The sequence below is a fragment of the Cetobacterium somerae ATCC BAA-474 genome (assembly GCF_000479045.1).
Classification (GTDB): domain Bacteria; phylum Fusobacteriota; class Fusobacteriia; order Fusobacteriales; family Fusobacteriaceae; genus Cetobacterium_A; species Cetobacterium_A somerae.
In genome coordinates, this window is record NZ_KI518194.1 from 1 (window position 1) to 15604 (window position 15604).

The following is a 15604-nucleotide window of genomic DNA, read 5'->3' on the forward strand; positions in this document are numbered from 1 at the left end:
TAATAAATATTATTATTTTTTAATATTTAAAAAATATAAGTTTAAAAAAACGATAAAATGTTGTTTTTTAGTTATAAATATATTATTATAAAATATACTAGTATAGATACGGAGGAGTTTTTGAATGAAAAAAAGATTATTGTTATTGTCGTTGATGGTAGTTATGGGGAATCTAAGTATGGGAGAAAATTTTAAAGAGGGAACATACTTAGGAAGTGCAAATGGATATAAAGGAGAGATAAAAGTAGAGGTAAAACTCTCTAAAGATAAAATAGAGGATATAAAAGTAATTTCAAATACAGATACACCAATAATATCAGATGCACCTGTAAATATTATTCCAAAAAAAGTTTTACAAACACAAGGGCTAGGAGTAGATGTAGTAGCTGGTGCAACAGGAACAAGTAGGGGAGTTATAGCAGCTATAAATAATGCAATAAAATTTTCAGGATATAAAACAGATTTAAGAAGAGTTAAAGAGACTAAAGAAAAATTCACTGATAAAGTTGTAGAGCATAAAGATGATGTTGTTGTTATCGGAGCTGGTGGAGCGGGATTAATTGCAGCAATAGAAGCGAAACTAAATGGAGCTAATGTCACTGTTATAGAGAAAATGGCTTTTCCAGGTGGAAACACACTTATTTCTGGAGCAGAGTATGCAGCACCAGAAAACTGGGTACAAAAAAAAGAGGGATTGAAAGATAGTAAGGATCAATTTTTCAATGACACAATGAAAGGTGGAGACAACGAAAGCAATCCTAATTTAGTAAGAGTTTTAGCTGATAACGCATTAGATGGAGCAGTATGGTTAAAAGATTATGTAAATGTTGTATTTGAAGATAGACAGATGTTTTTTGGTGGACATTCGGTTAAAAGAAGTTTAGTTCCAAATGGAGCAAGTGGTGTAGAAGTTATTGGAAAATTAATGGCAAAAGCAAAAGAGTTAGGAATTCCAGTTTACTTAGAGATGAATGCAGTGGAATTAATAACAGAAGGAAATAGAGTAGTTGGAGTAAAAGCTTTAACACCAACAGAAACACATAATTTTATGGGGAAAAATGGAGTAATTATAGCAAGTGGTGGATTCGGTTCAAATATAGAGATGAGAAAAAAACATGATCCAAGAATGGATGAAAAGATTCTTTCTACAAATACAACTGGAATAACTGGTGATGGAATTGTAATGGGAGAAAAAGTTGGAGCAGCAACAACAGATATGGAGTTTATCCAAACTTATCCAGTTTGTGATCCAGAAAATGGAGCGCTACTTTATACAGGAGATGTAAGATTAGCAGGAAGTGCAATTTTAGTTAATAAAGAGGGAAAACGTTTTGTTGAAGAGTTAGATAGAAGAGATGTAATCTCTTTTGCTATAACTAAACAAACTGGTGGAGTAGGATACTTATTCTGGGATCAAGCCCAACTAGATAAAACAGAAGTAGCTGTTCATCATAAAGGAGAGTATGAAGCTTTATTAAGAAGAGGAATTTTAGTGAAAGCAGATACTATTGATGAAGCTGCAAAGCATTTTGGAATAGATGCAAAAGAGTTGAAAACTACTGTTGAAAAATATAATGAGTACGCTAAAAATGGAAAAGATTTAGAGTTTAATAAAAGAGGTGGACTTGTAGCATTTACAGAGGGACCATATTATATTCTAAAAAATACCCCAGCTATTCATCATACAATGGGTGGTTTAGTAATAGATTCAAAAGGTAGAGTTTTAGATAAAAATGGAAATCCAATAGAGGGGTTATTTGCTGCTGGAGAGGTTACTGGAGATATTCATGGGAAAAATCGTTTAGGAAGTAATGCTATTACAGATATAACGGTATTTGGAAAAATTTCAGGTGAAAATGCAGCTAAAAATTTACAAAAAGTGAATTAAAAAAGCTACTAAAGATTAAAAAATAAACAAAATAAATAATACAAAAACATTGTGTTGACGTATAAGTCAAATATCAGATAAAATTAAGCAAAACAAAAAATAAAATAGTACGAGGGGAGTAGTATGGAAATATTGTATTTTGTAGTTTGTCTTGGGGCATCGATTTTAGGAGCCATAAGTGGTATTGGTGGAGGAGTTATTATTAAACCAATTCTTGATGCTTTGGGAACAATGCAAGTATCGACAATAAGCTTTTTATCAGGATGTACTGTACTTGGAATGACAACGATGACACTATATCGTAATAGTAAGGCAGGGGTAAGGCCAGAGAAAAAAAGAGGAACACCGTTAGCCATTGGGGCAGCTATTGGAGGTCTTTTAGGTAAACAGCTGTTTGATTGGGTAAGAGTTGCAAGTGGAGATCCAAATATGGCTGGAGCAGTTCAATCATTTGTTTTAGCGGCAGTTACAGTTGGGGTATTGATATTCACTATTCAAAAATCAAAAATTACACCTTTTAATATAGAAAATACAACGGTATCTTTAATAATTGGATTTCTATTAGGAGCATTATCTTCATTTTTAGGTATTGGTGGAGGGCCAATAAATTTAATGATTTTATATCTATGTTTTGGTTTAAACTCAAAGGAAGCAGCAATAAACTCTATTTACATAATACTGTTTTCACAGGGAGTAAGCGTAGCTCAAACAATTTTTAAAGGGATACCTGAATTTGTTTGGTTAGCATTTGTAATGATGGTTGCAGGAGGAGTAATCGGAGGTACGGTTGGTCCTATAATTTCAAAAAAACTTTCACTAAAAGGTGTAGATAAAATATATCTATGCATGGTTGTAGGAATAATTTTAATTAGTATTTATAACGGAATGAGTTATCTAGGAGTTTTATAAGTATTAAAAATAAAAACAATGAGTTAGGAGAGAGAAAATGAGTATTTGTGCAAAATGTATGACAAGAGGTTGTTTATCAAAGGACCAAGATAAAATGCCAAAGGTATTTTGTCCTAGTAGAAATGAAGAGATGCAAAATAAAGCAAAAGAGTTACATGTAGGAGATGACTTAACAATTGCTGTTCAATCAGCACTTGTAGAAGCTGAAGGAAATACAAATTGGACTCGTGTTCAAGAGACTATAGCTTTTGCAAAGAAATGTGGATATGAGCGTATAGGGTTAGCTTTCTGCACAGGACTTCACGAAGAAGCTAAAACTTTTGTAAAAATATTAGAGCACCACGGATTAAAAGTAGTTTCTGTAATTTGTAAAAATGGAGCTATTTTAAAGGGATTTTTAGGAATACCTCAAGAGGAAAAAGAAACTTACGTGAAAAATGATATTATGTGTAATCCAATTGGGCAAGCATTACATTTAAACGAAGAGAAAACAGATTTAAATATACTGTTTGGTCTTTGCGTAGGACACGATACATTATTTATAAAACATTCGGAAGCACCAGTTACTGTATTTGCAGTAAAAGATAGAGTATTATGTCACAATCCTGTGGCAGCAATATATCAAGCTGATGCATACTATAAGAAAAAACTATTCTAATATAAAAAAGGTATCTTGAAATTATTCAAGATACCTTTTAATTTACAAAATAATATTATTTTTTTCTATTTTTCTCGTAGTGATGAACGATTAAATATGAAATTATTGAGAAGATAACTGGTCCGATTATAAATTCATCGTAAACACCAGGTATATTTATTCCAAAAATTCCAACATCAGAGCCATTTAAATCCATAACTGAGAATATATTTGCAAAAGTAACAACTAAAGTTACTATCCATCCAGCAAAGATACCAAAACTTTTATTTCTTGATAAAACTTGGAAAGGCTTATCAATACTGTCATTATTTAAGAATTTAATGTAAGCATATGAGATGAATATATATGGTAGTGTCATAGCAATATTAGTCATTCCTTGTAAAGTAGCAAAGAATTTAGAAGCTCCAGATCCACCAAAAGCAACAAGAGCTATCATAACTACAACAAATATAGCTTGCATAATTAAAGCTTTTTTAGGAGTTCTCGTAACTGGGTCATCAGATCCAATTCCATATGGCCATAACTCTTCAGGAGTTCCATCAATCATCTGTTTTAATGGAGCGTAAACCAGTGTAAAGAAAGCTCCAACATATGCGAAGAACATTCCAAATCCAGCAAATCTAGCAAATAAAACTTTTAAAATTTCAGGATTACTCATATTGAATATTTTTCCAAGAGTAAGTCCAAGTTGTCCAACAATAACATAAGTAACAGTTGCGTAGTTAACAATTGCTTCACCATTTACATCAGTAGCTCCCATAATGTCAGCCCAGTTTGTAAATGTTCCAACTAAAAATACTCCAATAGCATATCCAATAGAGATAATTGCTCCAGCAAAAGTTAGTCCACCAATATATGATTTTTTATCTTTTACATTGTCAACTAATCCACCAGATGCTTCCATTCCACCAAAAGCAAAGATTGAATAAACTAAAAATCCTAGTGAAGCAACAGGAGTTGCAAAGTTAGGATTAGGAGAAGTGAATAGGTTGAAACTAGTCTCTCCAAAAGTTAATCCCTTAGTTAAAAGAACTAAAATTCCTCCAACGAATAGAAGAATATTTAAAGCTATAACAGCAATTCCACCGATTGAAGCAACCTTTGAAATTCCTTTAATACCTTTTATAGCTACATAAGTAGTATAAATCATGAATATAATTCCAATAATTCCGAAAAATTGAGATGATTTCAATCCTGTCCATGCCATAACATTGGCATCTGTAAAAATATTTTTACCAAAGATACCAAAAGATAGAGGGATCCACATATTAGTTGCTTTTCCAACCATCCATACAACATAAGATATCCACCACATAAAAATTCCAGTGAATGCCCATTTAATGCCCACAGACTTTTCCATCCAAGTGTAAATACCACCATGGTCATCTTTAAAAGCTTGTGCCATCTCTGCAATGATTAAAGAGAACGGAATAAAGTATAAAACTGCTGATAAGAGGAAATAAGGTATCGCAGAATATCCCATGTTGAAAAAGGATAATGCGATATTAGCAAATCCATAAACTGATGTAAAAATCATTAATGCAAGAGCCGTCATTCCCATTTTGTTCTGATCTGTTTTTGTGTGATTACTCATAAGGTTCCTCCTTAAAAAATAATAAAGTGATTTTTTGTATTCTATCATTAGCAAAATAAGGTGTCAAATAGGTAAGGAATATAGAGTGTTTAAAGTTAATAAAAGTTCTAATATGGTTAAAAAGTGACATTTTTAGGTTTAGTATGATATAATATTTCATTATGAAGATACGTGAATTTTTAAAAAGAAAAGATGTAGAATTATCAGGAAAAAAATATTTTGTAGATGCACTAGGAGCTATGGCACTAGGGATGTTTTCTACTTTAATAACAGGGTCAATCTTAAATATGCTTGGTCAACAATTAAGCATAAAATTTTTAACAGATACTATATGGCCTATTGCTAGAGATATAACAGGAGCAGGAATAGGAGTAGCTATAGCATATAGCTTGAAAGCTCCGCCTTTAGTATTGTTTTCATCAACTTTTACAGGAATGGTTGGATACTCTTTAGGTGGACCTGTTGGAGCGTATATAGCATCTTTAATTGGTGCAGAGTTTGGAAAACTAATTTCAAAGGAAACAAAACTAGATATAGTTTTAACACCAGCAATAACAATTTTAGTAGGAGGATTAGTAGGAGTAAGTGTAGGTCCAATTTTAGGAAAGCTAATGACTGCAATAGGTTTTTTAGTTATGGAATCAACAGAACTACACCCATTTTTTATGGGAATATTAATATCTGTATTTATGGGAATGGCTTTAACTTTACCAATTAGTAGTGCTGCAATAGCAATGATGCTAAAGTTAGAGGGTCTTGCAGCTGGAGCTGCAACACTTGGATGTTGTACTCAAATGGTTGGATTTGCAGTGACAAGTTTTAGAGAAAATGGATGGGGAGGATTAGTAGCACAAGGTTTAGGAACATCTATGCTTCAATTTTCAAATATAGTTAAAAATTGGAGAGTTTGGATACCTCAAATATTAGCATCAATTATTTTAAGTCCACTTGTGACGATAGTTTTTAAAATGGAAAATAGTTTTGCAGGAGCAGGAATGGGAACAAGTGGGTTAGTAGGAATACTCGAGAGCTATATAACTATGGATAAAATAGGAAGAGGAGGAGTGAAAACTATTTTTTTAATAATTACTCTTTACATTTTACTCCCAGGAGTGGTAACATACCTAATATCAATTTTTCTTAGAAAAAGAGAATTTATAAAAGATGGGGATATGAAAATAGAAAATTAAGATATAAGGGGAGTGGTAAAATGCTAGGAGTAATAGTGAATACCTTAGCTGTAATTATCGGTAGTTTTGTAGGTTTAATTTTTAAAAGTAAAATTTCAGAAAAGTTTACAAGCTCTATTATGATAGGAATTGGGTTATGTACTCTATCAATAGGAATCTCTGGAACTTTGAAAGGTGAAAATCCATTGGTTTTAATAGGATCAATTATCCTAGGGGTAATTATAGGAGAGGGAATTGATTTAAATGAAAAAATCCAAAATATTGGAGAGTATTTTGAAAGAAAAGTAAAAAAGAATGAAAACTCTAAAGTGTCTGTAACTCAAGGATTCGTTACGGGAAGTCTTCTCTTTTGTATAGGAGCTATGACTATTGTTGGTTCACTAAATGCTGGATTAACAGGTGATAACCAAATGCTTTTTACAAAATCATTTTTAGATTTAATTTCATCGATAATGTTAGCAGCAACTTTAGGAATAGGAGTGTTATTTTCTTCAATATTTGTTTTTCTTTTTCAAGGATTGTTAGTAGTTTTAGCACAATATTTAGAACCTATTTTAACACAAAATACAATATCAGAGATAACAAGTGTAGGGTCACTACTAATAATAGCATTGGGATTAAACATAATTGGAATAACAAAAATAAAGGTGGCAAATTATCTTCCTGCAATATTAATTGTTCCAATATTAACATTTTTTATAAGAATAATTGGATTTTAAGCAAAGAGCTTTATCTATAAAATTTAGATAAAGTTTTTTTTATACAGCAAAATAAAAAATATTTGCAAAAAATAAAAAAATAAAAAAATATTTGCAAAAAATAAAATAAAGATGTATAATCTTTTTAAATTTTTAATAGGGGGTAAAAAGAATGGTCCTATATATTTTAAAAAGAATTTTAACAACAATTTTTACACTTTTCTTAGTTATCACATTAACATTTTTTTTAATGAGACTCATGCCTGGAGGCCCTTTTGATGGGGAAAAGAACATACCTCCAAAAATCAAAGTAAAATTAGAAGAGAAATTTGGATTAGATAAACCCTTAGGTGAGCAGTATGTAGCATACATAAAAGATTTATCAAGGGGAGATCTAGGGCCAAGTATGAAAAGAGAGGGAAGAACAGTAAACTGGATAATTGGTTATTCCTTTCCAACATCTGCAAAATTAGGTCTAGTAGCAGTATCATTATCTCTGGTTATAGGAATAGCTTTGGGAATACTAGCAGCACTAAACTTTAACAAGTGGCCAGATTCACTATGTATGTTACTATCCACATTTGGTGTAACTATTCCAAGCTTTGTAATAGGAGTTTTCTTAATGTATATTTTTGGAGTAAAATTAAAACTGTTTCCAATTGTGGGACTTAAAAGTTGGCAGTCCTATATTTTACCAAGTGTAGCTTTATCAGGTTATTCAATAGCTTTTATAGCAAGATTAACTAGATCAAAATTAATTGAGGTTATGAAATCAGATTATATAAGGACAGCAAGAGCAAAAGGTCTAAGTAGAGGAAGAATAATTATAAGACATGCTTTAAGAAATACTTTAATTCCAATAGTAACATATCTTGGTCCATTAGTAGCAGGGATATTAACTGGAAGCTTTGTTATCGAAAAAATATTTGCGATTCCAGGTTTAGGGAGTGAATTCGTAACAACAATAACAAATAGAGATTACACAGTTATTTTGGGAGTGACTATATTCTATAGTGCATTTTTAATGATTTGTAATCTAATTGTAGATTTACTTTATGTAGTTATTGATCCAAGAATTAAACTTGATAAATAGGGAGGAAGTATGGCTTACAAAAATATAGAAGTAGATTTTGCTAATTTTAGAGAAGAGATATTTTCTTCTAAAGCTGTGAAATATACTAATACTGAAACTAAAGAGGGAAGTTCAGAGTTAGATTTTACATTTGCTACTGAAAATGAAAAGGTAAAAGAGGAGATAACTAGAAAAAGTTTTACTTTCGCTGAAGATGCTTGGAGAAAATTAAAACAAAATAAACTTTCAATAGCAGGGTTAATATTTATTATACTGATAACAACTCTTGCTGTAGTAGTTCCGATTTTTTCAAAATATAGTATCTTTGAAACTAACTTAAGTATGACAAATAGATTTCCAAGTGCAGCTCATTGGTTTGGAACGGACCAACTTGGAAGAGATATTTTTGTGAGAGTTATGTATGGGGCACGTTACTCTTTAGCAATTGCATTTATAGCATCTTTTTTAAATCTAATAATTGGAATTTTATATGGAGGAGTATCTGGATATTTTGGAGGAAGAGTTGATACTTTTATGATGAGAGTTGTGGATATTATATACTCTATTCCAATGACAATATATGTAATTTTAATTATGGTTACTTTTGAAAAAGGTGGATTTTTAAATATAGTTTTAGCACTGGCATTATCATATTGGATTGGAATGGCAAGAATAGTAAGAGGAGAGATTTTACAGTTAAAACAACAGGAGTATATTTTAGCTGCTAGAACACTTGGAGCTTCAAATAGAAGAATACTTTTCAAACATCTTTTGCCAAATAGTATGAGTTCAATAATAGTTACATTAACTTTACAAATACCATCAGCAATTTTTACAGAAGCATTTTTAAGTTTTATAGGTTTAGGAATTACTCCACCAGCAGCTTCTTGGGGAACGCTAGCAAATGATGCATTAGGTGGATTTAGATTATATCCATATCAATTAGTATTTCCAACTTTAGCAATATGTTTAACAATATTGGCATTTAATCTATTAGGGGATGGATTAAGAGATGCATTAGATCCTAAGGTAAGGGGGTAGTTATGGAAAAGTTATTAGAAGTAAAAAATTTAAGAACATCTTTTGATACACATCATGGAGAGGTGCAGTCAGTTAGGGGAGTGACCTTTGACCTTTTAAAGGGAGAGGTTTTAGGAGTAGTAGGGGAATCAGGAAGTGGAAAAAGTATTACTATGATGAGTATAATGAAACTTCTTGAAGAAAATGGAAAAATAAAAGAGGGCGAAATAGTTTTTAAGGGGCAAAGAATTGATAATATAAATGAGAAACAGATGAATAAAATTAGAGGAAATACAATGTCAATGATATTTCAAGATCCTATGACATCATTAAACCTTTTAATTCCTATAGGAAAGCAGATAATGGAAACACTTATTGTTCATAAAGGGATGAGCAATAGCGAGGCTTTTGAAAAAGCTGTGGAACTTTTAGATGCGGTGGGGATTCCCATGGGAAGAGCTAGAATGAATCAGTATCCACATGAGTTTTCAGGTGGAATGAGACAAAGAGTTATGATAGCTATGGCACTAGCTTGTAGTCCAGAGCTACTAATAGCAGATGAACCAACAACAGCTTTAGATGTAACAATACAAGCACAAATTTTAGATTTAATGAGAAAGATAAAACAAACAATAAATACATCAATAATTTTAATAACTCATGATTTAGGTGTAGTAGCAGAGATGTGTGATCGTGTAAATGTTATGTATGGTGGAGTAATTGTAGAACAAGGTTTAACAAGGGATATATTTTATAATACAAAACATCCATATACAGCTGGGCTTTTAAAAAGTGTACCAAATCCTGAAAGATTGGGGAAAGAGCCATTGAAACCAATAATGGGAACACCACCAGATCTTTTAAATCCTCCTAAAGGGTGTCCATTTTATCAAAGATGTGATTTTGCAATGAGAGCGTGTAAGGAGAATATGCCACCACTTTTTAAAATTGATGAGAATCACAAATCAGCTTGCTGGTTAAATCATAAAGATGCACCTAAAGTAAGTATAAGGTAAGGAGGAGAGATGGGAGAAAATTTACTTGAAATAAAAGGCCTTTGTAAACATTTTAACTTAAAGAAAAGTATATTTGAGAAAAATAAAAAAGTTTTACATGCAGTTGATGATGTAACACTAGAGATAAAAAAAGGAGAAACACTTGGATTAGTAGGGGAATCTGGATGTGGAAAGACAACTTTAGGTAGAACAGTTGTAAGATTATATGAACCAACTTCTGGTGAGATAGTATATGATAATAAAAATATAACTAACTTAAATTTTCAAGAGATGAAAAGTTTTAGAAGAAAGATTCAAATGATATTTCAAGATCCATATGCCTCTTTAAATCCGAGACAAACTATTGGAGATATAATAAAAGAACCAATGGAGATTCACAATCTATATGAAGAGAAAAATAGAGATAAAAAAGTTTTAGAAATACTAGAACTAGTGGGATTAAACTCTTCACATATGAGTAGATATCCTCATGAATTTTCAGGAGGACAAAGACAAAGAGTTGGAATAGCTAGAGCACTAGCTTGTAATCCTGAATTTATAGTTTGTGATGAACCAATATCAGCTTTAGACGTTTCAATTCAAGCTCAAATAATAAATACTTTAGAAGAGCTACAAAAGAAATTAGGATTGACTTATCTTTTTATAGCTCATGATCTATCTATGGTAAAACATATTTCTGATAGAGTTGGAATAATGTATTTAGGAAAGTTAGTTGAAATTTCAACAAGTGATGAGGTTTATAATACTCCACTTCACCCTTATACTGAAGCATTATTATCAGCTATACCAATACCAGATCCAGATATATCATCAAAAAAAGAAAGAATAATTTTAGAGGGAGATATACCAACTCCAATAAACCCAAAGGGTGGTTGCAGATTTAAAAGTAGATGTCCAAAAGCATTTGAAAAATGTGAAGAGATAGAACCTAAATTAATAGAGGTTAGAGAGAATCACAAAGTTGCATGTCATTTATATACTAATATCTAAAAGGAGGAGTTTATGTTCGGGAGATTAAATGGAAAAAGTTTAGCAATAGCATCAGCAGTTTTATTTTTAGTTGCATGTGGTGGGAAAGATGAAGAGAAAAAAGCACAGACTTCAGTAGAGAGTAAGAAAAATTCAATATCTTATAATTTAGGAACTGATCCAAGAACAATAGATCCACAGTTAAATACAGCAGTAGATGGTTCAATTGTTGCATCTAACATATTCGAAGGTCTTTTCATGGAAGGGGATGATGGAAAGTTAGTTCCAGCAGCAGCGGAAAGTGTTGAAGTATCTCCTGATGGTAAGGTATATACTTTTAAACTGAAAGAGAATGGAAAATGGTCTGATGGGAAACCAGTAAAAGCACAGGATTTTGTTTACTCTTGGAAAAGAGGATTAACACCAGATACAGGAATGGAATATGCTTACATGCTATTTTATTTAAAAAATGGTGAAAAGTTTTATAATGGAGAGGTTACAGAAGAGGAGATTGGAGTAAAAGCAATAGATGATAAAACTTTAGAGGTAACTTTAGAGAATGCTACACCATATTTTCTATCTTTAACATCTCTACCATCATACTTTCCACTTAGAGAGGATGTTGTAAAAGATAATCCAGCATGGGCAATAGATGCTAAAACTTATATAGGAAATGGACCATTTAAAATTAAATCATGGAGTCCTAAAGAAAATATATTATTAGTTCCAAATGAAAATTACTGGGGAAAAAATGATGTGAAATTGGATGAATTAAGATTTGATATAATTGTGGATGATAAAACTTATTTAAATGCTTTTAAAGCGGGAGAAGTTGACATTATAGATGCTCCTCCAGCTAGTGAGATACCATCTCTTTTAGCTAGTGGAGAGGGGAAAATATATCCATATTTAGGAACATATTTTTATGTTGTAAATGTGTCTGGTAACAATAGTAATCCAGAAGTGGTAAAGTTTTTAGGAAATCCAAAAGTAAGAAAAGCACTTGCTTTAGGTTTGAATAAAAAACTTATTGTTGAAGAGGTTACAAAGGCTGGACAACTTCCAGCTAGAAGTTTTGTTCCAGAAGGAATAGTTGCTACAGACGGAAATGACTTTACAAAGAATAGTGCATATTTGCCTGGAGAGGGAGATGTTGAATTAGCTAAAAAATTAATGGTTGAGGCTGGTTACACAACACCAGAATCTATACCAAAATTAACATTTACATTTAATACAGGGGATGGACATGCAATGGTGGCTCAAGCAGTTCAAGATATGTGGAAGAAAAATCTAGGTGTAGATGTAGATTTAAAAAATGAGGAGTGGGCAGTATTCCAAACAACTAGAAATAATAAAAATTATGATATTGCAAGACATGGTTGGATAGCTGATTATAATGATCCGATGAACTTCTTAGATCTTTGGGTAACTGGAGGAGGAAACAATGTATCAGGATATTCTAATCCAGAGTATGATAATTTAATAAAGGAAGCTCAAAAGGAGAATGATCCAGAAAAGAGAACAGCGCTGCTTCATAAAGCTGAAAATATTTTAATGGATGATATGCCAATAATTCCACTTTATTATTATACAAGTGTTGTTGCAGCTAATCCAAAAGTAAAGGGATGGGTAAAATCACCTTTAGGAGGATATCATTTTAAAAAGGCTTATGTAGAAAATTAATAATTAATCTTAAAAGACTTCATCGATATTTTAGGTGAAGTCTTTTTTAATGAAATATTTAAATGAAAATATATAAAGATAGCGAATAAAATAAAAAAAGGGAATGGAGGAAAGGTATGTTTAAAAATAAGGATATAACAATAGGGTCTTTACTTGTAGCCCTTGGAATAGTTTACGGCGATATAGGAACCTCCCCTCTTTATGTTATGCAAGCTATTCTTTATACTAATAATAGTATAGCAACTAGAGAGTTAGTATTAGGTGGAGTTTCTTTGGTGTTTTGGACACTGACGCTACAAACGACAATAAAGTATGTGGTCTTGACATTACAAGCAGATAATAATGGTGAGGGAGGAATTCTTGCACTGTATGCACTTGTAAAAAGGTATTTTAAATGGCTTATAGTTCCTGCAATAATTGGGGTAGCTGCTATTTTGGCTGATGGAATACTTACTCCTCCTATATCTGTAAGTTCGGCTATAGAAGGATTGAATTTAATAGTGTTTTTAAAAGAGGATGCAACAGTGATGATAGTACTAGTGATTATATTGTTACTGTTTTCAGTTCAGAAGTTTGGAACAGAAAAGATAGGGAAAATTTTTGGACCTATTATGTTTGTATGGTTTTCTATGATTGGTTTTTTTGGAATCGTTCAGTTGGTACAAAACCCAAGAATACTAGAGGGAATAAATCCATACTATGCCTTTAAACTTTTAGTTAGTGGAAATGTCCCGTATATATTAGGGGCTGTGTTTCTATGTACAACAGGGGCTGAAGCACTATACTCAGATCTTGGTCACTGTGGAAGAGTAAACATATATTATAGTTGGATTTTTGTGAAAATAACATTGCTATTAAGCTACTTTGGACAGGGAGCATATCTACTTTCAAGAGAGGGACATACATTTGTAAATAGTCCATTTTTCTTAATAATGCCTAGATGGTTTATTATACCAGGGGTAATAATAGCGACGCTAGCTGCTATTATAGCCAGCCAAGCTCTAATATCTGGATCATTTACTTTAATATCTGAAGCGATAAAGTTAAATATTTTTCCTAAATTAGCTATAAGATATCCAACAAAGGAAAAGGGACAAGTTTATATAGGAACGGTAAATAAAGCTCTATGTATTGGATGTGTAGGAATAATATTTATTTTTAAACAATCACAAAATATGCAAGCGGCATATGGGCTATCTATAACAATAACAATGCTTATGACAACACTACTTTTATCTCAGTATATAAGATTTGTAAAAAATCAAAAAAAATTATGGATTGTTGTCTTACTAGTTTTTGGAACTATAGAACTATCATTTTTATACGCAAATAGTTTTAAAATATTAAGTGGTGGATATGTAACATTGATAATTACAGCGGCATTGGCATTTGTAATGTATGTATGGCAGTATAGCTTTGAAATTAAGAAAAGATATCTTAAGTTTGTTAATTTAACTGATTATAAAGAGAATTTTAATATATTAAAAACAGACAGTGAGCTACCTCTTTATGCAGGGAATGTAGTTTATTTAACAAAATCTAAATTATGGAATCAAGTAGAACCAAAGGTTATCTATTCAATATTTAATAATGAACCTAAAAAAGCGGATAACTATTGGTTTATAAATATAAATGTAACAGACGATCCTTATACAAGAGAGTATATTTTTAACAAGATAGAAGAGAATAGAATTTTTGTAATAGATTTTAATCTAGGATTTAGAGTATCTCAGGGAATAAATACACTTATGTTTCAAGTCATTCGTGATTTAATAAAATCAGGAGAGGTCGTATTTAAACCAAGAAACTATATGATAGATTATGAAAACCTTAAAGGTATTGGAAATTTTAAATTTATAATAATAGAAGAGGTATTGGCTTTAGAAAATGATTTCTCAGCATGGGATAGTTTTATAATTTCCACTCAGTTATTTATAAAAAAATTCACAGTTTCTCCTCAAAAATGGTATGGAATTGATACCAGTGTAGTTGATATTGAAAAAGTTCCAATTTTATTTGGTAAAGGGTTACCAGATGAAAATCTAAAAAGAATAAAGTAATAAAAAAGGTCGTATAGTTACGACCTTTTCTCTTGCTATGCTTTTAAATAGTTATATTCCTTCATTACTCTTTTAACATAGTTTTGAGTTTCTCTAAATGGTGGAATACCGTTGTACTTTTTAACATTTCCAATTCCAGCATTGTAAGATGCTAGAGCTAATTTCAAATTATTATTTTGCTGTTCTAAACACCAAGCAATATATTTTGTTCCACCTTTTATATTAGCATTCATATCGTTAGGATTAACTTTCATAAGTTTTGCTGTTTTAGGCATAAGCTGCATTAATCCTCTTGCTCCAGCTGTAGAAATAGTGCTATGTTTAAAATCACTTTCAACTTTTATTATAGCAGCAATTAATTCTGGTTCAACATCATGCTTTTCTGAATTCTCAATAATACTTTTATATATGTTAGTAGCAGTTTTTTCTGTAGTGGTATTTTTCTTTACGTAATCTTTTATTTTATCTGAAGAGTTGTTTTCCTGAGAGAAAACGCAGATTGTTAAAATAAAAAATAGCGCAACAAATTTAAATATTAACTTCAATAAACCTCACCTCTTGTAAAAAATATCACATAGTTATTATAACATAAAAACCAATAAAATAAAAGGAAACCGTGGGTCAACAAAAGTGATTGACTACGATTTCCATGATTACTTGCTTATTTATAGATTAAAATTTTTTTTATTTTTTTTGCAATCTTAAGCTTTCTAAATGCAAATTTTCTTTTAAATTTTTTGTTTTTTCCTCTTTTTGTTTCATTAAATCCTTAATTAAAAGACTTTTTAAATCCATAAAAACACCCCCAATTATAACTCCCTTAATAAAATATATACTATATATTTTT

The 15604-nt window shown here is 31.2% G+C and carries 13 protein-coding genes; 11 read left to right on the forward strand and 2 right to left on the reverse strand.

Going from position 1 to position 15604, the window contains the following annotated elements:
* Nucleotides 1–124 precede the first annotated feature (124 nt).
* The 3 genes from HMPREF0202_RS10935 (at nt 125) to HMPREF0202_RS10945 (ending at nt 3455) form a co-directional block, all read left to right on the forward strand.
* Nucleotides 125–1888: a flavocytochrome c gene (locus tag HMPREF0202_RS10935; protein WP_040407311.1), complete on the forward strand. Its 1764-nt coding sequence runs from the start codon at nt 125–127 to the stop codon at nt 1886–1888.
* A 123-nt stretch (nt 1889–2011) separates the two neighbouring features.
* Nucleotides 2012–2797: a sulfite exporter TauE/SafE family protein gene (locus HMPREF0202_RS10940; RefSeq protein ID WP_023050847.1), complete on the forward strand. Its 786-nt coding sequence runs from the start codon at nt 2012–2014 to the stop codon at nt 2795–2797.
* 37 nt (nt 2798–2834) lie between these two features.
* Entirely contained in the window at nt 2835–3455 is a 621-nt protein-coding gene (locus tag HMPREF0202_RS10945; protein ID WP_023050848.1) for a DUF1847 domain-containing protein, read from the forward strand.
* Nucleotides 3456–3510: 55 nt separating this feature from the next.
* Here HMPREF0202_RS10945 and yjeM read toward each other — a convergent pair whose 3' ends face one another.
* A complete protein-coding gene (gene yjeM, locus HMPREF0202_RS10950; RefSeq protein WP_023050849.1) occupies nt 3511–5049 on the reverse strand; it encodes a glutamate/gamma-aminobutyrate family transporter YjeM in 1539 nt (512 codons plus the stop codon).
* Nucleotides 5050–5210: 161 nt separating this feature from the next.
* Between yjeM and HMPREF0202_RS10955 the strand changes: the two genes are divergently transcribed.
* From HMPREF0202_RS10955 to HMPREF0202_RS10990, 8 genes are all read left to right on the forward strand, one after another.
* Nucleotides 5211–6239 (forward strand): PTS sugar transporter subunit IIC, encoded by a 1029-nt coding sequence (locus tag HMPREF0202_RS10955; RefSeq protein ID WP_023050850.1) that lies wholly within the window; start codon nt 5211–5213, stop codon nt 6237–6239.
* 20 nt (nt 6240–6259) lie between these two features.
* On the forward strand, nt 6260–6958 hold the full coding sequence (locus HMPREF0202_RS10960; protein ID WP_023050851.1) for a DUF554 domain-containing protein: 699 nt from the start codon (nt 6260–6262) through the stop codon (nt 6956–6958).
* A 151-nt stretch (nt 6959–7109) separates the two neighbouring features.
* Nucleotides 7110–8030, forward strand: a complete 921-nt coding sequence (locus HMPREF0202_RS10965; protein ID WP_040407313.1) for an ABC transporter permease — start codon at nt 7110–7112, stop codon at nt 8028–8030.
* A gap of 9 nt (nt 8031–8039) precedes the next feature.
* A complete protein-coding gene (locus HMPREF0202_RS10970; RefSeq protein WP_023050854.1) occupies nt 8040–9050 on the forward strand; it encodes an ABC transporter permease in 1011 nt (336 codons plus the stop codon).
* Nucleotides 9051–9052: 2 nt separating this feature from the next.
* Complete coding sequence (locus HMPREF0202_RS10975; protein WP_023050855.1) at nt 9053–10045, forward strand: ABC transporter ATP-binding protein; 993 nt, start codon at nt 9053–9055, stop codon at nt 10043–10045.
* A gap of 9 nt (nt 10046–10054) precedes the next feature.
* Nucleotides 10055–11035: an ABC transporter ATP-binding protein gene (locus tag HMPREF0202_RS10980; protein ID WP_023050856.1), complete on the forward strand. Its 981-nt coding sequence runs from the start codon at nt 10055–10057 to the stop codon at nt 11033–11035.
* Between the two features lie 12 nt (nt 11036–11047).
* Nucleotides 11048–12697, forward strand: a complete 1650-nt coding sequence (locus tag HMPREF0202_RS10985; protein ID WP_023050857.1) for a peptide ABC transporter substrate-binding protein — start codon at nt 11048–11050, stop codon at nt 12695–12697.
* 116 nt (nt 12698–12813) lie between these two features.
* Nucleotides 12814–14757 (forward strand): KUP/HAK/KT family potassium transporter, encoded by a 1944-nt coding sequence (locus HMPREF0202_RS10990; RefSeq protein ID WP_023050858.1) that lies wholly within the window; start codon nt 12814–12816, stop codon nt 14755–14757.
* A gap of 35 nt (nt 14758–14792) precedes the next feature.
* Here HMPREF0202_RS10990 and HMPREF0202_RS10995 read toward each other — a convergent pair whose 3' ends face one another.
* Nucleotides 14793–15302 carry a lytic transglycosylase domain-containing protein gene (locus HMPREF0202_RS10995; protein ID WP_023050859.1) on the reverse strand — a complete coding sequence of 170 codons (510 nt, stop codon included), beginning with the start codon at nt 15300–15302 and terminating at the stop codon, nt 14793–14795.
* Nucleotides 15303–15604 lie beyond the last annotated feature (302 nt).